Annotated in this window: 21 protein-coding genes and 1 tRNA gene; 5 read left to right on the top strand and 17 right to left on the bottom strand. The window is 65.2% G+C overall.

The annotated features are described in order from the left end of the window. Nucleotides 1-3: 3 nt before the first annotated feature. Both VGT77_RS08400 and VGT77_RS08395 read right to left on the bottom strand, forming a co-directional pair. Entirely contained in the window at nt 4-651 is a 648-nt protein-coding gene (locus VGT77_RS08400; RefSeq protein ID WP_327461455.1) for a hypothetical protein, read from the bottom strand. A 22-nt stretch (nt 652-673) separates the two neighbouring features. Further along, entirely contained in the window at nt 674-958 is a 285-nt protein-coding gene (locus tag VGT77_RS08395; RefSeq protein WP_327461453.1) for a hypothetical protein, read from the bottom strand. Between the two features lie 176 nt (nt 959-1,134). Between VGT77_RS08395 and VGT77_RS08390 the strand changes: the two genes are divergently transcribed. Then, complete coding sequence (locus tag VGT77_RS08390; RefSeq protein WP_327461451.1) at nt 1,135-1,860, top strand: hypothetical protein; 726 nt, start codon at nt 1,135-1,137, stop codon at nt 1,858-1,860. On the opposite strand, the gene VGT77_RS08385 is transcribed toward VGT77_RS08390, so the two are convergent. From VGT77_RS08385 to clpP, 9 genes are all read right to left on the bottom strand, one after another. Continuing rightward, nucleotides 1,857-3,278, bottom strand: coding sequence for a DNA-packaging protein (locus VGT77_RS08385; RefSeq protein WP_327461450.1), 1,422 nt, complete (start codon nt 3,276-3,278; stop codon nt 1,857-1,859). The genes VGT77_RS08390 and VGT77_RS08385 overlap by 4 nt on opposite strands. A gap of 70 nt (nt 3,279-3,348) precedes the next feature. Further along, entirely contained in the window at nt 3,349-3,660 is a 312-nt protein-coding gene (locus VGT77_RS08380) for a GIY-YIG nuclease family protein (RefSeq protein WP_327461448.1), read from the bottom strand. 114 nt (nt 3,661-3,774) lie between these two features. Next, nucleotides 3,775-4,278, bottom strand: coding sequence for a hypothetical protein (locus tag VGT77_RS08375; protein ID WP_327461445.1), 504 nt, complete (start codon nt 4,276-4,278; stop codon nt 3,775-3,777). A gap of 391 nt (nt 4,279-4,669) precedes the next feature. Beyond that, entirely contained in the window at nt 4,670-4,807 is a 138-nt protein-coding gene (locus VGT77_RS08370; protein ID WP_327461443.1) for a hypothetical protein, read from the bottom strand. Between the two features lie 311 nt (nt 4,808-5,118). Then, nucleotides 5,119-5,520, bottom strand: coding sequence for a hypothetical protein (locus VGT77_RS08365; protein WP_327461441.1), 402 nt, complete (start codon nt 5,518-5,520; stop codon nt 5,119-5,121). Between the two features lie 2 nt (nt 5,521-5,522). After that, on the bottom strand, nt 5,523-6,317 hold the full coding sequence (locus VGT77_RS08360) for a hypothetical protein (protein WP_327461439.1): 795 nt from the start codon (nt 6,315-6,317) through the stop codon (nt 5,523-5,525). Nucleotides 6,318-6,702: 385 nt separating this feature from the next. Next, nucleotides 6,703-7,668 (bottom strand): IS1595 family transposase, encoded by a 966-nt coding sequence (locus tag VGT77_RS08355; RefSeq protein ID WP_327461437.1) that lies wholly within the window; start codon nt 7,666-7,668, stop codon nt 6,703-6,705. Nucleotides 7,669-7,787: 119 nt separating this feature from the next. Continuing rightward, nucleotides 7,788-8,432: a glutathione S-transferase family protein gene (locus VGT77_RS08350; protein WP_327461435.1), complete on the bottom strand. Its 645-nt coding sequence runs from the start codon at nt 8,430-8,432 to the stop codon at nt 7,788-7,790. A 215-nt stretch (nt 8,433-8,647) separates the two neighbouring features. Beyond that, a complete protein-coding gene (gene clpP, locus VGT77_RS08345; RefSeq protein ID WP_327461433.1) occupies nt 8,648-9,295 on the bottom strand; it encodes an ATP-dependent Clp endopeptidase proteolytic subunit ClpP in 648 nt (215 codons plus the stop codon). A 128-nt stretch (nt 9,296-9,423) separates the two neighbouring features. Here clpP and VGT77_RS08340 point away from each other — a divergent pair, with 128 nt between their 5' ends. Beyond that, nucleotides 9,424-10,038, top strand: a complete 615-nt coding sequence (locus tag VGT77_RS08340; RefSeq protein ID WP_327461431.1) for an ATP-dependent Clp protease proteolytic subunit — start codon at nt 9,424-9,426, stop codon at nt 10,036-10,038. 106 nt (nt 10,039-10,144) lie between these two features. On the opposite strand, the gene tig is transcribed toward VGT77_RS08340, so the two are convergent. Both tig and VGT77_RS08330 read right to left on the bottom strand, forming a co-directional pair. Continuing rightward, nucleotides 10,145-11,767 (bottom strand): trigger factor, encoded by a 1,623-nt coding sequence (gene tig / locus VGT77_RS08335; RefSeq protein ID WP_327461429.1) that lies wholly within the window; start codon nt 11,765-11,767, stop codon nt 10,145-10,147. Nucleotides 11,768-11,818: 51 nt separating this feature from the next. Next, nucleotides 11,819-11,903 (bottom strand) — tRNA-Leu (locus tag VGT77_RS08330). Nucleotides 11,904-11,997: 94 nt separating this feature from the next. Here VGT77_RS08330 and VGT77_RS08325 point away from each other — a divergent pair. After that, nucleotides 11,998-12,162, top strand: a complete 165-nt coding sequence (locus VGT77_RS08325) for a hypothetical protein (protein ID WP_327461426.1) — start codon at nt 11,998-12,000, stop codon at nt 12,160-12,162. A 121-nt stretch (nt 12,163-12,283) separates the two neighbouring features. Here VGT77_RS08325 and VGT77_RS08320 read toward each other — a convergent pair whose 3' ends face one another. The 3 genes from VGT77_RS08320 to VGT77_RS08310 form a co-directional block, all read right to left on the bottom strand. Then, the gene (locus tag VGT77_RS08320; protein ID WP_327461424.1) at nt 12,284-12,469 is read right to left on the bottom strand and encodes a hypothetical protein; all 186 of its coding nucleotides are present in this window, start codon (nt 12,467-12,469) and stop codon (nt 12,284-12,286) included. Between the two features lie 97 nt (nt 12,470-12,566). Then, nucleotides 12,567-13,790 carry a pyridoxal-dependent decarboxylase, exosortase A system-associated gene (locus tag VGT77_RS08315; protein WP_327461422.1) on the bottom strand — a complete coding sequence of 408 codons (1,224 nt, stop codon included), beginning with the start codon at nt 13,788-13,790 and terminating at the stop codon, nt 12,567-12,569. Continuing rightward, nucleotides 13,787-15,346 carry an acyl-CoA ligase (AMP-forming), exosortase A system-associated gene (locus tag VGT77_RS08310; RefSeq protein ID WP_327461420.1) on the bottom strand — a complete coding sequence of 520 codons (1,560 nt, stop codon included), beginning with the start codon at nt 15,344-15,346 and terminating at the stop codon, nt 13,787-13,789. The genes VGT77_RS08315 and VGT77_RS08310 overlap by 4 nt, the downstream gene beginning before the upstream one ends. A gap of 49 nt (nt 15,347-15,395) precedes the next feature. Here VGT77_RS08310 and VGT77_RS08305 point away from each other — a divergent pair, with 49 nt between their 5' ends. Together VGT77_RS08305 and VGT77_RS08300 are read left to right on the top strand one after the other, a co-directional pair. Next, a complete protein-coding gene (locus VGT77_RS08305) occupies nt 15,396-16,391 on the top strand; it encodes a GNAT family N-acetyltransferase (protein ID WP_327461418.1) in 996 nt (331 codons plus the stop codon). A gap of 11 nt (nt 16,392-16,402) precedes the next feature. Next, complete coding sequence (locus tag VGT77_RS08300; protein ID WP_327461416.1) at nt 16,403-16,672, top strand: acyl carrier protein; 270 nt, start codon at nt 16,403-16,405, stop codon at nt 16,670-16,672. 122 nt (nt 16,673-16,794) lie between these two features. Here VGT77_RS08300 and trxB read toward each other — a convergent pair whose 3' ends face one another. Next, on the bottom strand, nt 16,795-17,760 hold the full coding sequence (trxB, locus tag VGT77_RS08295; protein WP_327461414.1) for a thioredoxin-disulfide reductase: 966 nt from the start codon (nt 17,758-17,760) through the stop codon (nt 16,795-16,797). Nucleotides 17,761-17,782 lie beyond the last annotated feature (22 nt).

Raw genomic sequence — 17,782 nt, 5'->3', positions numbered from 1 at the left:
CTTTCAAGCCTCGGCGATGTTGCCGCCCGTCTGGATGCTCGACAGCGCGGGCGCGGAGACGATCACTTCCGGCGACAGCCCGGTGCCCGCCGCGTCGCGCGCCCGCAGCTTCACGCACGCGACCTGCTGGCCATTCATCGCGTGCCGGTGATAGGCGAACAGCTCCACGGCCAGCGTGCCGGCGTTCACCCGCTCGTGCTGGACGTTAGCCCAGCCGACCCTCGGCAGCTCATAGGCGAGCGTGGAGCCGTTGCTGATGCCGGCGATCGATCCCGCCGCCGCCGCGCCATAATAGCCGGCAGCCGCATTCGCCGCCGTCACCGTCGATCCGGCATAGATCACGTCGGACAGCGCGAAATAGACGGTGCGCGTGCCGGAGGTGGCGGAGTTCAGCCGCTGCGTATTGTTCGCATATTGCCGCCGCACCACCGCCGTGCCGGTGATCGTGCGCGTCACCGTCGTCGGATTGCCCGACGTGTCGGTACCGGGATCGGTGACGGTCAACGTGATCTTCCTCGAATCGAACCCGGAGACACCGTCATCCGGCAGCACGGCCTTTGCCACCCACCCGTTCGGCACCGCCGCATCGGCCCCGTCCGGCAGCGGCGCCGGCCCCAGCACCTCCAGCGACGAGATCGCCGCCAGAGGCACCGCAGCCGCCGCCGCTCGGCCCTCAGGGCAAAGCCGAAGCCGTTTCGAGCGAAGCCTGTCCTGAGCTCTGTCGAAGGGTCGAGAAGCCGGGCGAGATCGAGGAGCCCCTCAACACCTGCACATAAGCATTCCCATGCAGCAACAGGTGCGAGGCAACAGTCTCCACCAACCCCTGCCCACCCGAAGTTGCCGCCACCAGCCGCGCCACCTCAGGCTCGGAGCACAGCACCGGTGCCGCCCCCACGCTCTCCGCCACGAGCCGCACCGCCCGCTGCGCAACCGGGTTCAGAGCATATGCTTCCCGCACCTGCGCCTCATAGGATCGCGGCCATTCCCCCGACCCGAACGCCACCCCAAACCCACGCGAAAGCGCCGGCCGAGCGGCATCCCGCCCGGCCTTCCGTCCGAACCATTTCATCCCATGTCCCTTCTTGTCTTGCGAGCCTCACCGGCGCAGACTGCCTCCCTCAGGGGGACAATTCGATGCCTGTCGCGCCTCGCCGCAGCTGGTTCTTCACGGTCGTGCCTCTACTTGCCGTCTCGATGGCGCTGATTGGCTTCTGGCCTCAATATTACGGCCGCCTGACCAGCGGGTTGGCGCTGCAGCCCAAGTCGAGCCACCCGCTCATCCACCTCCACTCGACGCTGTTCCTCGGCTGGCTTCTGATACTCGCTGGCCAGTCGCTTCTCGTCCGCACCGGGCGCACGGTCCTGCACCGCCGCATCGGGCCGACGCTGGTCGCCTATGGTTTTGTCGCGGCGATTGTCGGCACAGTGGCTGGCCTGGTGCTAGCGGCGCGCCAGGTCTCCTTCGGCATTCCGATCGAGGCCGCCGCGACCTTCGTCGCCGCACCTTTGCTCGACATGATCATGTTCTCGGGCTTCCTCGCCGCCGGCATTCTCTACCGCCGACGGGCCCAGATCCACCGCGTGCTGATGCTCTTCAGCGGCTATTCCTTCGCCTTTATCGGCCTGGTTCGCTATCTGGTCCGGATCCCTTCGGTCGTGTCCAGCCCGGCCCTCTTCACCGCGCTGCTCCTTGTCCCGGTTCTGCTCTGCATCCTTTGGCAGGCGGTGATGCATCGCCGGGTCCACGCCGTCTGGTTCGTCGGACTCAGCGTCTTCACCGCGCGTCTGCTGATCGAATTCGGCGCCGCTTATCCGGCTTGGCAGCCGATCGGCCAGGCACTGATCCGGCCCTTTCTCTAAATTACCCGCACCGCCGGCTCGGCCCGTCCGCCCAGCATCAGCTCCGTGAGCGCCCAGACCAGCGCGTCCGCGCGGTCTGGCGAGCGCCCCGGCCCGTGATAGCCGAGGCCACTGGTCATCCCGCACAATTGGTCCTCCAGTTCTGGAAAACCGCCCAGATGGCGGACCAGCCCGCGCTCATACAAGGCGGCCACTGGCTCGGCTCGCGCCGCCTTGCCGCGGCTGGCGTGCACCGCCTTGACCGGCGTGCCCGGATCGACCTGCCGCAGCAGGGCGGTGACCATGTCGCCGCCGTTATTCACCTCCGCGACCACCCGGTCCGCACCGTGCCGCCGCGCTGCCCGGCTCACCGCCTCCGCCCAGCCGACCGGCGTCTGGCCGGCAATCGTCGCGTCCTCCATCAAATAAGCGAGCCCGTTCGCGCCCCTGCCGGCCACGATAATTCCGCACGCATCGCCATGCTCGGATGCCGGCGGATCGACGCCGATCACGACGCGAACCAACTCCTCCCCGGGACGGGGAGGGGGACCGTTCGGCGAAGCCGGACGGTGGAAGGGGGCATCCGCCTCACGCCCCCCGCCGTCAGCCTGCGGCTGCCACCTCCCTGTCCCGGGGAGGATCGATGCTCGACACGCCTCCAGCATGGCGCGCGTCCACAGCGTGCCCTCGATGTCCTCGATCAGCTCGCCGTCCAGCTCCTGCCGCCCCAGCCGCGTGCCCGCATAGGTGGCGCGCATCACCGCCAGGAAACGATCCTCCAGTACCAGATTGTCCGTCGTCCGCCCCCGCGTCGTGATCGTCAGCGGGTCCGCCCCGATGCGCTTCAACAGCGGGATCGGCCTGGGCGTCGTCGTGACCAGCGCCCGCGGCCGCATGCCCGCCCGCAGCGCCATCTGCAGATTGTCCCAAGTCTCGTCCGGCTTCGCCCATTTGGCGAGCTCGTCGCACCAGGCAAAATGATGCGTGCCGCCCCTCAAGCCATCCGGGTTCTCGCCCGAATAGAGCTGCGCGACGCTGCCGTTCGAGAAGCGTAGCCGCTTCATCGCCGGCTCCCAAACCACCCGCCGCTTGCGTCGAGCGAGCACGGAGAGCAGCCCGCTCTCTCCCTCGACCATCACCGCCCGCGCCTCGTCGATCGTCGCGCCGACCAGTGCGATCCGGCAGGGCTGCCCGAGCGCAAGGCCCGCCACCCACTCCGCTCCCGCGCGCGTTTTCCCGTAACCGCGCCCCGCCTGCATCAGCCACGTCCGCCAGCCCTCGGGCGAAGGTTCGATCTGCCCCTCATGCATCCAGGCTTCGAAGCATGTGTCGTACTTGATAAGATCGGCGACCGTCATGGTTGCGAGCAACGCCGCGATCTCGTCGACCTCCTTGCGCACCAAGGCCAAAGTCATGTCGCGTCCGAAGGGGTTCCGCATCGTCTTCCCTCCCCGCGTCCAGATAAAATTCTTCGTCATTCCCGCGAAAGCGGGAACCCAGCGAAGCCGCTCAGCCGAGCGGCTCGAAACCAAGTTCCTCGGCCAGATCGCGCCAGTCGGGATTGCTCGCTTCAATCAGCTCGAGCTTCCAGGCCCGGTTCCACTTCTTGATCCGCTTCTCACGCTCGATAGCCGACTCCATCGTTGCGTGCATCTCGAACCATACCAGTAGCTTGACGCCGTATTCGCGCGTGAAGCCGGGCACCTGTCCCTCACGGTGCTGATGCAGCCGGGCGATCACGTCAGACGTCACGCCGACATACAGAGTGCAGTTCCGCCGCGACGCGAGCATGTAGACGGCAGGCGCGAAATCGCGGTGCATGACGCCTGCTTAGCTGGGTTCCCGCTTTCGCGGGAATGACGAAGTGGGCGTGATCATCCGTTTCCACCCTCGGGGGACATTCCCCACGTGGCTAGCCTCGACACCCCGCAGCATTCATCCCTTTACGGGCTTCTCCACCAGCTCCCCCCGCGCGATCATCTGATCCCGCAGGCGCCCGATCCGCCGCATGATCCGCGCCCGGATCTCCTCCGCATCCTCTTCGCTCACCTCGGGCTCGGCCTCCGCTGCATTGTCGCGGTGCAATCGCAGCAGGGTCAGCGCGATGGCGTTCGGATATTCGTGCGTCCGGTCGGTCGAGCCATCGGCCTTGGTCACGGTCTTCACCGTCCCGTTCATCGCCCGGTCGAGCATCATCAGCTCCAGGTTCTGATAGGCCGCGCCGATCGCCTCCGCCCATCGCGCGCGGAAGGCCGCGTCGCTGGCCTTGTGCTTGTAGACGGTCGCGCTCGCCACCCGCGCCCGGCGGCACGAAAGCGTCACGTTGCACGTCGCCGCCAGCTCGGCGAAGAACCGATCCTGCTTCTTCGCGCAAAAGGCGGAGGCGCGCGCCGCCGCCACCCGCGGCTGCTTGCCGCCGATCAAAGTCGTTCCAGCCATGTCGGGTGCTCCAAACAGTCCGGGCGGCCCATCCATCCGGAAGAACCGCCCGACTCACATTTCTTCAGCGTTCCCGTTTTAGTGGCGTATATGTAGCTTACAAACCCAAGGCTTTGGCGATGCCGTAAGCCAATGATCCTGCAACGAAAGCAGTAGCGGCCCACCATTCGAGTGCTTCGCCACGTGCTTTCCAATCCGGTTCGCGTTCCATCGACGAGCTTGAAGCACAGGCGCGAGGGAATAGGACAGTGGCGTTTGCCGACGCGGCTTCCTTGGTGTAATCAGGCCTGTCTCGGTTCCAGGACCAGCTTTGCTAGCGGTATCCTCAGTTCCGGGACACCAGCGGCCCACGTTAGGGCGTAGTGACCGGGGCTTTGCATCGGTCGGGCCGCTACTCTGGCTTTTCCACCGGCTTGTGCTTCACCAGCTTCTTGAGCCTCTCCTTGAACCGCTCCGGGTCGTCGTCCGTCTCTAGCTGACGAGCGGCTTCCTTGAACTTGTCGAGCTGGGATTTGTCAGGCTCCGTCATATGGCCTCCAAGGATGTAACCAGTTTCCACCGACCGATGCGACGATCTTGAAATTGCAACCCCGCTCCCTATTTTGTTTGGGAGCGTTGCAAAAAAGGCACGCTGAAATTGACAACCCCGAAACCGACCGAGTAGTAGGGCGTTACGAATCGTCGCGAAGCTTTAGAGGTGAGAACCGCCTCCTCACACACCACCTTGGTTGCGGCCATCGTGGTACAGTAGCCCCGCAAGGGGTGAAGAGATCCGGGTGTGGGCATCCCGGCTAGGCTTCGCAAAACACTAGGCCCCCCGGAGAAATTCGGGGGGCCTTTTCATACCATATATACCCGCTTTAGGTGTCCGGCCTCTCTCCGCTTCGCAACCTTCCCCTCTGATACGGGATAGAACGTGGTCACATTATAACGGCCATGATCGTCCACACTGATCTCAACCGCCACCAGCATGAACTCACCTAGGGCAGCGGGTTTCCCTATCAGTTCGATCTTGCCCTCATTCCGAAAGTCGTCTCGTGCATAGAGCGGCGTTCCGATGATTGCCGCAACGTGTGGAAAGCACCGGGCAAAATCCTCAGGATGCTTTTTGCGAGCATGAAACTGGGCATTGACTGACATAATGGTTTCGCCCGCATCAAGCTCCAAATCGAGCGCAGCGTTGATCGCTCGGACAGGGAGCTGCCCAAAGGACGAAGGGACAAGGCGCGGCTTTTTCGACAAAGCTAGGCGCCGTCTTTGATCTCAATGGTGATCTCGTCTTCCTCACCATAGACCATCCCAAAGGCCATCGCAGCCATGCGGAGCCAGGTCACACGGCTTGCGGCTGTCCAGGTGTCTCCGGCTTTGGGAAGCTTTTTGATCAAAGCGGCGATAAGCGGATCAAGCTCGCTATCGCTTCCACCTCCTCCGCCCCCACCTCCATTGCTGCCGCCACTATGACCGGAACTTCCCGCGTCATCCTCCTCTTTGACCTTGGCGGCGCCAGATATGCCGGGTTGAACAAGTCGGTTCCGACCATGTTCAAAAAATCCGGCGTACTCGGCGGAACGCTCGAATACCTGCCGCGCACGATCTTTTTGCTTCGGCGCGACGCCTAGACCTTCGATTTCGCGCTCCAAAGCGGCAGTTGGCGGAAGCACTCCGCCCTTAAACTTCTCAAAGATTGCGAGGTAGAGAGGAACCGACAGAAAAGCCCGCACCTTGGCTTCGCGGGCCTGTTGCGGGTCCACAATCGCTTTGCCGAGTTCCGTAACCCGGTGCTTGCCGCCCTCACCAGCAAGGAGGCCGAAGGTGCGCGCTGCGTAGACCTGTACTCGGAAGGTGCTGCTCTTTGCGCTCTGCCCGGTCCACGCTGCCAGTTGGTCGTATTCACACTCGCCCCCAGCGACATTTGCAAAAACGGCCTCGGCCATATCGGCCGCCGCCTTGAGGTCCATGTATGGGAACGCAATAGTGGACCGCTGGCGCGCCTTTTGATCCTTCACATCCGCTTCCACGGTTTCGGCGACACCGTCCATGAGGTTAGCTCCCATACAGCCTTACGGCCTGCTCCTAACCGCTCCTAATGCAGCCGAAACCGAATTGCAACGCTAACCGAGAAGGCGCGGTCAGGACCGCATTAAGCGCATTGACCTTCTGCGAATGAATCCATTAATGGCTGGAGCAGGAGGTGATCTATGCTTAGGAGGGTTGCTCTAGCCGTCGTCACGCCCACGGACGCGGCACGGGCAAAATGAAGAAGCCGCCAGACCGATGGTGCGGTCGGCGGCTTCGAGGTGGGCCAACAAGATGGTAGCTCTAGACTGGCTGCGGTGTTCATAGCACCGCCGCCTTTTCTTTGAAATCCCCTTCCGGCCTTTCGTGATCCACCGCGTCTTTGGCGCTTTGGCGACGCGCTTCTTCTTAGGCGTTGAGGTCAGGCCTTGCGTAGGTGAGGCGCTTGCCAACGATGCCCTTGAGGCTCTGGACGGCCCGCTGGCGATCATCGACGCCATTAGCGATGCGGTGATTATACCGGAACTCGAACTCGGCAAGGTAGCGGTGCAGGTGCTGCTCGCCACAGTGCTGATAAACGCCCTTCATGCCGCGCTTGAAAATCGAGAACGCGCCTTCAACGGTGTTCGTGTGGATGGTGCGATCTTCCGGGTGCACATACTGGCGGATGCCGTGAAGGGTGGTGCCGTGCTCGGCAAAATCGGTGCCCAGCTTATGATACATGCGGCTTTCGTCGGTCATCAGGCGCGCCTCGCGGCTGATGTTGGCGCGAACGATCGGGTGCACGGCATCAGCGCGGAACTTGTCAAAGGTGAAGGTGCGCATCGTGCCGGTAGTGCGATCGACCAGCGCCAGCACGCCGAACTTGTGCGCGTGGCCGCCACGAGCCGGGGCCGCGCCCTTCTTGTTGCCGAAATAGGTTTCATCCACCTCGACAGCGCCACCGCCCGAACCGAACGGGGCAAGGTCGCCGGAACGCATGGCTTCGCGGATACGGTGCGCCAGGAACCAGGCGGTCTTATACTGGACCTCTAGGACGCGGCTAAGCTGATGGGCGCTGATGCCCTTCTTGCTGGACACCATCAGGTGAACGGCTTGCAGCATCTTGTGGAGCGGCATGCGGGCATGCTCGAAAACGGTGCCGACTTTCACGGTGAACTGCTTGCGGCACTCGCCACACTTCTTGAGGCCGTGACGGACAACGCCTTCCGGGTTCTTGACGTTCGCCTTGGAGCGGACACCGGCCAGATCGTAGATGCGACCACCGACCACGCCACAATGCGGGCACGTCACGCCATCGGCCCAGACGATGCTCTCCAGAAACGCGAAGGCCTTGGCTTCGTCGTGGAAGTGGGAAGAGGAGAGAACCGACATGGTGAGAGCCTTCTGTTGAGGCCCTTACCTAGCGAATGTCAGTGGGTTTGTAAACTACATAATGGCCCGTTTAGTGCCAGATCATCATCACGATGTCAAGAACAATTTACCGATATGGTTCAAGCTGCCCGCCGAACTATGGCCTGCTCCCGCTCCAGCAGTGCTGCGACGCCGGGCCGCTCCAGCCAGCTCCTGGCCCAGGCCGAAAGTCTCGGATAGCGCGCCGGGTCCGGCATGGTGCCGGTGTGCATCATGTTCACGAAGGGGCTCGCCACCGCGATATCGGCGATCGACAGCCGGTTGCCGACCAGGAACCCACTCGCTTCGGGCACGACCTTCTCCAGATAGTCGTACACGGGCGGCAATTCCTCCGCCGCCGCCTTGTCGGCCGCGGCCAGATCGCCTTCGCGCCCGATCAGCTTGGCCACGACGCGGTTGAAGAAGATCTTGCCGCCCACGGCGACGAAGATCGTGTCCGCCAGTTCCTCGAACCAGACCGCCCGCGCCCGATCCTCGGGCGTCGAGGGATACATGGGCGGCTCGGGATATCTCGCATCGAGATAGGTGACGATTGCGGTCGAGTCCGAGATGCGGAAGTCACCATCCTCGAAGCCGGGCATCTTGGCGAACGGGCTGCAGGCGAGGAAATCGGGGTTGGGCTGTCCCAGCCCAACCGGCACCACTTCCAGCTCCAGCCCCTTTTCAGCCGCAACCATCAGCACCTTGCGCACATAAGGCGACAGCGAAATCCCGTAGAGCTTCATAATCCTCCCTCTCCCATCAGGAGAGGGCGACTCGCACTAGCGAGCGGGGCGACGGGATCGGCGGCATGACGGCGCGCGCGCGATTCCCTCACCCGGACGGCTCCGCCGTCTCGACCTCTCCCGACGGAAGAGGTAATCTCCTCTCACCAAGAACACAAAGGGCACGAAGAGAAGCTCCCTTCGTGCCCTTCGTGCTCTTCGTGAGAACCAGAAAGCTACGCCGCCTGCTGCGTCGGCTCCTCGGCCGGGGTCGGGCGCTTGTCGAAGACTTCGTCGATCAGGCCGAACTCCTTCGCCTCATTGGCTTCCAGGAATTTGTCCCGCTCCATCGCGTCGTTGATCACTTCGATGGGCTGCCCGGTATATTTCGAATAAAGCTCGTTCATCCGCGCCCGGATGCGCAGGATCTCGCGCGCCTGGATCTCGATATCCGTCGCCTGCCCCTGCGCGCCGCCCGAAGGCTGGTGGATCATGATCCGTGCGTTGGTCAGGGCAACGCGCATGCCCGGCTCGCCGGCCGCCAGCAGGAAGCTGCCCATCGACGCCGCCTGGCCGATGCACACCGTGCCGATGCGCGGCCGGATGTACTGCATGGTGTCGTGGATCGCCATGCCCGCCGTGACGACGCCGCCCGGCGAGTTGATGTACATGTAGATGTCCTTCTTCGGGTTCTCGGACTCGAGGAAGAGCAACTGGGCGGTGATCAGCGAGGCCATATGGTCTTCCACCTGGCCCGTCACGAACACGATCCGCTCGCGCAGCAGCCGCGAATAGATGTCGAAGCTGCGTTCGCCCCGGTTCGACTGCTCGATGACGATGGGAACAAGGGCGCCGAGAATGTCGGCGTGATCGGGAGTGGGCATCAGGCGTCCTCAGCTTGAATCTGCGGTCGCTATGTCGTCGGTTCCGCGGCTTGGTTCAAGGGCCGCGTCCGTTGCGCCGCCGGTTGGCGGCGCTTACGTAGCGCGCACAAGCAACCACAGGTGATCCCATGACGCTGATGCCCGGCTTTCGCATGACCGACGACGATGAGGATACCAATCCCGGCCCCGATCGCAGCACCGCGGCGATGATGACCAAGTTTCTGGAGGCGCGCACCGTCCTGCTGTTCGGGCCGGTGGATCAGAAGGTCTCGGAACGGATCGCGACTCAGCTCCTCTATCTCGACCATGTCAGCCAGGAACCGATCAAGCTGATCATCAACTCGCCCGGCGGCCATGTCGAATCCGGCGACACCATTCATGACATGGTCGGGTTCCTGCGCTCGCCGGTGGCGGTGATCGGCACCGGCTGGGTCGGCTCGATCGCGGCCCATATCTTCCTTGGAGCGGCCAAGGAACGCCGCTTCTGCCTGCCCAGCACCCGCTTCCTGATTCACCAGCCCTCAGGCGGCGCCGGCGGCCGCGCGAGCGACATCGCCATCCAAGCCCAAGAGATCATCAAGCTTCGCGAACGCATCGCGCAGGTCATTGCCGAACGCACCGGCCAGCCCGTGGAACGCGTCCGCAAGGACATCGATCGCGATTACTGGATGTCGACCGAAGAGGCCAAGGAATATGGCATCCTCGGCACCGTCATCACCAACATGAGCGAAGTGAAGTTCTAAGGGGATCTGCGGCTCGTCATTGCGAGCGGAGCGAAGCAATCCAGTTCGGCGTATGACGTCGTGGATTGCCTCGTCGCTCCGCTCCCCGCAATGACGAGGAGGGAAATTACTCCGCCGCCTTCTTCGCCCGCTTCGGCTTAGCGGGAGCCGCCTCGGCCTCGACGCCCGGCGCCACCTCGGCAACAGGCTCGGCAGCCTTCTTGGCCGCGCGCTTCGGCTTGGCCGGAGCCGCTTCGATCTGCTCGGCCACGGCCGCGACTTCGGCCTCGGCAGCAGCCTCATCGGCCTTTGCCACCTTGCTCGTCTTCTTCTTCGTAGCTGGCTTGGCTGCCTTCGCCGGAGCCGGCGCGTGATCGTGATGATCATGGCCGCAGCCCGGGCCATGGACATGCCCGTCCTCGTCCGCCTCGATCTCGGCTTCGACTTCGGCGCGGGTCACGCTCCGCTCGGTCACCTCGGCTTTCGAGAACAGGAAGTCGACCACCTTGTCCTCGAACAGCGGCGCGCGCAGCTGGGCAGCGGCCATCGGCTCGTTGCGGATATACTGGACGAACTTGTCGCGGTCTTCCGGCCGGTATTGCTGCGCCGCCTGCGCGACCAGCATGTTCATCTCCTGCTGCGTGATCTCGACGCCATTCTTGTTGCCGATCTCCGACAGCAGCAGGCCCAGGCGCACGCGGCGCTCGGCGATGCGGCGGTAATCGTCGCGATCCTTCTCCATCTCGGCGCGCGCGGCTTCCGGATCGGCCTCGTGACCGGCCTCATGCTCCAGCTGCGCCCAGATCTGGTTGAACTCGGCGTCCACCATCGAGGGCGGCACTTCGAAATCATGGGCAGCCGCCAGCTGGTCGAGAAGCTTGCGCTTCATGTGCGTGCGGGTGAGCTGGTTATGCTCCTGCTCCAGCTGGCCCTTCACCAGCTCGCGCAGCTTGTCGATGCCTTCCAGGCCCAGCTGCTTGGCGAAGTCGTCGTCGAGCGCGGTTTCCTTCGGGCAACGCACTTCGTTGACGGTCACTTCGAACTTGGCCGCCTTGCCGGCCAGGTGCTTGGCGCCATAATCCTCGGGGAAAGTGACCTCGACCGTCTTCTGGTCATTGGCCTTCACGCCGACCAGCTGGTCCTCGAAGCCGGGGATGAACTGGCCGGAGCCCAGCTCCAGGGACACGCCTTCGCCCTTGCCGCCTTCGAACTCGACGCCGTCGACGGAGCCAACGAAATCCATCACCACCAGGTCGCCGGTCTTCGCCTTGTAGGTCGGCTTGGCGGCCGCTTCGAACTGTTTGTTGCTACCCGCGATGCGCTTCAGCGTCTCGTCGATCTCGGCATCTTCCACCGGAACGGTCAGCCGCTCCAGCTTCAGCCCGTCGATCGCCGCTTCCGGCACCTGCGGCAGCACTTCCAGCGTCACCTTGACCTCGGCGTCCTTGCCGGGCGCAAAGCTCTCGTCGAGCTCGACCGAAGGCTGCATCGCCGGGCGCAACTGCTTCTCGGCAATCAGCTGCTGCACGCCTTCCTGCACCGCGGTCTCGAGCGCCTGCTGCTCGAGCGCGGGCCCATGCATCTTGCGGACGAGATTGGCGGGCACCTTGCCGGGGCGGAAGCCGGGCATCTTGATCTGCGGCGCGACCTTCTTGATCTCGCCATCGACGCGCGCTTCGATGTCCTTGGCGGTAATCTTCAGCGTGTAAGCCCGCTTCAGGCCCTCGTTCAACGTCTCGACAGTCTGCATGTCTCGCCTTCAAGAATTCGTGTGAGAGTCCAGTGCTTTGGGCCTCGGGATTGGTGCGGGCGAAGGGACTCGAACCCCCACATCTTTCGATGCCAGAACCTAAATCTGGTGCGTCTACCAATTCCGCCACGCCCGCGGCCGGACCGCCGGTCGCGGGCGTCTATACCAGCCCTTCCTATTGAGCAACCCGCTTAAGCCGCGGGCGTTGGGTCAAAGGAGAGGAGACACTGATGGCCACCGTGCCCCCGCCCGACTCGGTTCCGGAGACCCCGCCGATGGATCCCGGCCAGGCCCCGGACGAAGTCGGCGCACCGCCGCCCGACACCGACATCCCCGATCCGGGCGACGGGGGCGAGACTCCCGGCCTAGGGGAGGCCGAAGCGCATCCGAGCTGATTGCCCCCTCGTCATTGCGAGGAGCGCAGCGACGAAGCAATCCAGACGGCCTTGGTGCCGCACTGGATTGCTTCGCTAAGCTCGCCATGACGAAACCGGCTCCCGCCAATCGCACTCTACTCTAGCGATACCATTCGCGGTTGCGTTTGATGGCGGAGTGCATCGCGCTGTAATTGTAGCGCGGCTCCTTGGGATGATCGCCTTCGTCAGGCTGCTCGCCGGCGTCTGCCTGAGCTTCGTTCAGCTGCGGCAGGAACGGGTCTGGAGCAAAACCGAACCCGTAAGGTGCGTTGGCGTAGCCGCTCATTCTGCGTCATCCTGGTTGCCTGCTGCCAGGATAAACCCGTTACGCTTCGGAAAGGTTAATCAGGTCATAACCTTGAGATCGCTCGCCTAATCCGCGGCTAGACCACCAGTTCCCGCGCCGGGCCATGGCCGAGAAAGGCCGATGGGCTCGCACTCGCGCCATAGGCTCCGGCGAGGAAGATCGCGATCAGGTCGCCCACTCCGGCGCGCGGCAGCGCCACCTGATCGCCTAAACGGTCGAGTGGGGTGCACAGGCAACCGCAGACATTCACCGTCTCGTCCGGCTCGGCGCCGAACTTCTCCGCCACGGCGATCGGATAATTGCGCCGGACCACCGTCCCGAAATTGCCCGATGCGGCGAGCTGGTGATGCAGCCCGCCATCGACGATCAAAAAGGTCTGGCCGCCGCTTTCCTTCCGGTCGACGATCCGCGTCAGATAGACACCGCACTCGCCGACCAGCCACCGCCCGAGCTCCAGGCAGAAGCCGGTCTCCCGCAGCACGGCCGGCCGCCCGGCATAGCCGGCCTCAAGCGCCGCGCCGATCCGCTCCACGTCGAGCGGCGCCTCGCCGCCGAAATGCGGGATGCCGAAGCCGCCACCCAGGTTCAGCCGCTTCGGCTCGACTCCCGCCGCTTCGGACAACCGCGCGGCCAGCGCGATCGTCGCCGCCTGCGCCTCGATGATCGCTTCCGTGTCGAGCGACTGCGAGCCGGCAAAGATGTGGAAACCACGAAACTCCGCGCCAGCTTCGACGATGCGCCGCACCAGCGCCGGCACGCGTTCGGCGTCCACTCCGAACGGCTTGGCGCCGCCGCCCATGCGCATGCCGGACCCGCGCAACTCGAAGTCAGGATTGACCCGCACCGCCAGCTTCGGCGTCCTGCCGAGCCTGTTTCCGATCGCCAGCACCCGTTCCGCCTCGCCTTCGGACTCGAGGTTGATCGGCACGCCCTGCCCGATCGCCACTTCCAACTCGCTGTCCCGCTTGCCGGGGCCGGCAAAGGACAGGCAGTCGGGCGTCACGCCGGCGCCCAACGCCACCCAGGCCTCGCCCATCGACGCAATGTCGACGCCGTCCACCATCGGCGCGATCCGCTTGACCAGCTCGACGAACGGGTTCGCCTTCAGCGCATAATGAAGATCGATGCTCGGGAACGCCGCCCGGAAGCGCGCCACGCGCCGCTCCACCACCGCCATGTCATAGACGAACAATGGCGTATCGCCCGCCCGCGCGACCAGCGCCTCCGCCCGTGCGCCCCCGATCAGCAGCTGTCCTCTCGCCGGCACGAAGTCCGCGGGGATCGGCCCGGTCGGCTTCACGCGAACTGCGCCTTCAGCGCCGCCCGATCGATCTTTCCGTTGGGCGAGCGCGGCAGTTCGTCGAGCCAGACGATCCGCGCCGGCTGCATGAAGCCGGGAAGCTCGCGTTTCAGCGCCATACGCAACTCCCCCTCCGCCTTTCCGTCGCCCGGTGCAACCAACAGAATTGCCTGGCCGAGCTTGTCGTCGGCAAGCCCGAACGCCGCCGCCTCGGCGACGAGTCCGGTTCCAGCCACCGCCTCCTCGATCTCGGTCGGGCTGACCCGATTGCCGGACGTCTTGATCATCTCGTCCGCGCGCCCGATGAAGCGGAGCAACCCGTCCGCCCCGCGCACGACCGTGTCGCCCGACCAGACCGCCATGCCGCCATAATGCGAGTCCGCCGGCGCCGGCCGGAACCGCTCCGCCGTCCGCTCTGGATCGCACCAATAGCCCTGCGCCACCAGCGGCCCGCAATGCACAAGCTCTCCCGGCTCCTCGGGCTCACACAGAGACCCATCCGGCCGCACGACCAGAATCTCGGCATGCGGAATAGCGGTGCCGATCGCCGTCGGATGCGCGTCGATCAGCTCCGGATCGAGATAGGTGGACCGGAACGCCTCGGTTAGCCCGTACATGGCATGGAGGTCGGCGGCGGGAAACAGCGCCCGCAGCTTGCGCACCAGCGGCTCCGTCAAGGCGCCGCCGCTATTCGTCAGCCGCCTGAGCGTGGTCGCGGCCGGCCAATCCGCCTCCGCCAGCTGCACCCAGAGCGGCGGCACGCCCGCGAGCGTCGTAATGCCGTATCTCTCCACTGCCTTCACAACATCGCGCGGCAGCAGATAGTCGAACGCCACCGCACACCCGCCCGCTGCCCAGGTCGAAAGCAGCTGGTTCTGCCCATAGTCGAAGGCCAGCGGCAGCACGCACAGCGTGCGGTCGCCGGGCGTGAGCTTCAGATAATCCGCGACCGCCACCGCCCCAAGCCACAGATTGGCATGGGACAGCATCACGCCCTTAGGCCGACCCGTGGAACCGGAGGTGTAGAGCAGGGCGCACAAATCCTCCCCGGGACGGGGAGGGGGACCAGCCACAGGCTGGTGGAGGGGGGCCGTCGCGGGTATTTGTGTCCAGCCCCCCTCCACCACCGCTTCGCGGCGGTCCCCCTCCCCGTCCCGGGGAGGATCGAGGAGAATCTCACACCCGCCGGGTACATCCCCCGCCCCCAGCGTCCCAGCCCGCGCCGCTTGCGTCACCAGCAAGCGGGCACCGCTGTCGTCCAATATATACCCCACCTGCGCCCGCTTCAGCGCCGGATTGACCGGCACATGCACCGCCCCGATGCGCGGCGCGGCGAGCGGCATCAGGCAAGCCGTCACCGTCTTGGGCAGCCAGGTCGCCACCCGGTCGCCGGGCGCGACGCCCTGTTCCTGCAGCCAGGCGCCAAGCGCCGCCACCCGCGCCTCCAGTTCGGCATAGGTCAGCGTCTCGCCGCCGGCGATCAGCGCTGGCGCGTCGGGCGCCCCGCAGCGGGTCAGCGCGTCGATCCGCCGCACTTGGGCGCCAAACTCTTGCAACCGCCGCCCTTCCCCGTCCAAACGTGAGCCGAGCGGGGGAACTAGCGCCTTGTGGGTCACCGGGGAATATTTCGACTCGATGCGGGCAGCCGAGCTCGCCGCGCGCGGCCGGCTGTCCTCCGCGCCCGAGCCTTTTGCCCGGCTCGACTGGTTCAAGCGCGTCTGGGACCATGCCGCACCTGGCGAGCGGCCGCTGATCGCCCGCGCCCGCGCCGGTTCGGCGGAAGCCTGGCTGTTCCTCGGCCGCACAAGGCCCGACCGCGCCACCGCCACGCCCGGCCCGCATTTCGCGCGCTTCCAGCCGATCTTCCTCGGCGACCCCGATGAGGCGCTGAAGCGCGCGCTGGTCCGCGCCGCCGCGCGCCGGCTGCGCCTGTTCGGCCTGGCACGGCTGACGCTCGAGCCGATGCTGCCCGAACATGCCGCGCTGCTCGCTTTTGGTTTCAGGCGGGGCGGCTGGACGGTGGCGGAGCGGCCCGGTCCTGCCAACTTCACGCTGGAGGTACGCGACCGTCATTTCGAGGACGTGTGGGAGACCTGCTCGGCCCGGCTCCACGAACGCATAGCGGCCGGCGCGCGCCGCCTCCATGTCGAGATTGCGGATCTGGTCACCCCGCGCCTCTGGGAAGAAGTCGAGCTGCTCGGCGGCACCGACGCCTTTCTGCGCGATCTCGGCCAGGACGCGACGCTCGACCGCACCTTGCGCCTCGGCATCGCGCGGGTCGGCGACGCGCCGGTTGCCGCGCAGCTCTGGACGGTCGAGAACGGCCAGGCCTTTGCCCATTGGCGCGCGGAGGACCGGGAGGCGAAGCACCTCTTTCCCTCCGACCAGCTGACTTCATCGATGCTGCGTTATGCGATCAATGTCGATCACGCCCAGCATATCGATTTTGGCAATGGGCGGGAGGCCGATCTCGCCGATTGGGCGGACGATCGCCGCGTGCTCCGCCGCCTCGACCTGTTCAACCCGCGAAGACCCGCCGCCTGGGCGCCGGCGCTCGCCGCCCGCGCCGCGGCCCTTGTCCGCCGCCCGCCGCTCGACTAGCGCGGCGAGCCATGGTCCCGGAATATCACGAAACGGTCGAACGCACCGTGCGCGCCGTGCTGGTGGATGTGCTCGGTATAGCCCCGGAACGCGCTGCGACGTTCCAGGCGGAGACCGGCCTGTTCGGCTCGCTGCCCGAGCTCGACTCTATGGCCGTCGCCGGCCTGTTGACCGAGATCGAGGACCGGCTCGGCATTGTCATCGAAGACGATGAAGTGGACGGCGAAATGCTGAGCAGCTTCGGCGCGCTGGTCACTTATCTCGATCGCAAGGTGCAATGAATCACCGTCATCCCGAACTCGTTTCGGGATAAGCTTTCCACCGGACCGATGCTTGAGGGTCCGCTCTAACGCCGCGTGACTGCAGCCTTATCCCGAAACAAGTTCGAGATGACGGATATGAGCTAAGCAGCCGCCGCCTTCTTCTCGGCGAACTCCGCTTCCGCCAGAAACCGCTCAGCATCGAGCGCGGCCATGCAGCCGGTGCCGGCTGCGGTCACCGCCTGGCGGTAATGCTTGTCCATCACGTCGCCGCAAGCGAACACGCCCGGGATCGCGGTGCGCGAAGTGCCCGGCTCGACCGTGATATAGCCCTCGTCCAGCGCCAGCGCGCCGGCGAACAGCTCGGTCGAGGGCGAATGGCCGATCGCCACGAAAGCGCCGTCGCAGGCGACATGGCTGTGAGCGCCCGTCACCGTGTCCTTAAGGTCCACGCCGACCAGACCTTCGGGCGAGCCGCCGGCCACGAACCGCTCGACCTGCTTGTTCCACAAGACCGAGATGCGCTCATTGTCGAACAGCCGCTCCTGCAGGATTTTCTCGGCGCGCAGCGAGTCCCGCCGGTGGATCAGAGTCACGTCCGGCGAGTGATTGGTCATGTACAGCGCTTCCTCGACCGCGGTGTTGCCGCCGCCGATCACCACCACTTTCTTCCCGCGATAGAAGAAGCCGTCGCAGGTGGCGCAGGCCGACACACCCTTGCCGGCCAGCGTCTTCTCGCTGTCGAGGCCCAGCCATTTCGCCTGGGCGCCGGTCGCGATCACCAAAGTCTCGCCTTCATAGACATCGCCGCTGTCGCCGGTAAGCCGGAACGGCCGGCGCGACAGGTCGACGCCCGTGATGATGTCGTACATCATCGTCGTGCCGACATGCTCGGCCTGCTTCTGCATCTGCTCCATCAGCCAGGGGCCCTGGATCACGTCCGCAAAGCCCGGATAATTCTCGACGTCCGTGGTCGTCATCAGCTGGCCGCCCGGCTGGATGCCTTGCACCACGATCGGCTTCAGCCCCGCGCGCGCGCCGTAAATGGCGGCGGACAGGCCAGCGGGGCCTGAGCCCAAGATCAGCATGCGGGTCTTGTGAGTCGTCATCGGCGCAGGAGTCCTTGTTTGA

This window comes from Sphingomonas sp., from assembly GCF_035944535.1.
Taxonomy (GTDB): Bacteria; Pseudomonadota; Alphaproteobacteria; order Sphingomonadales; family Sphingomonadaceae; genus Sphingomonas_B.
The sequence above is the reverse complement of the archived record's forward strand: the minus strand, read 5'-3'. Positions and strand labels throughout refer to the sequence as shown.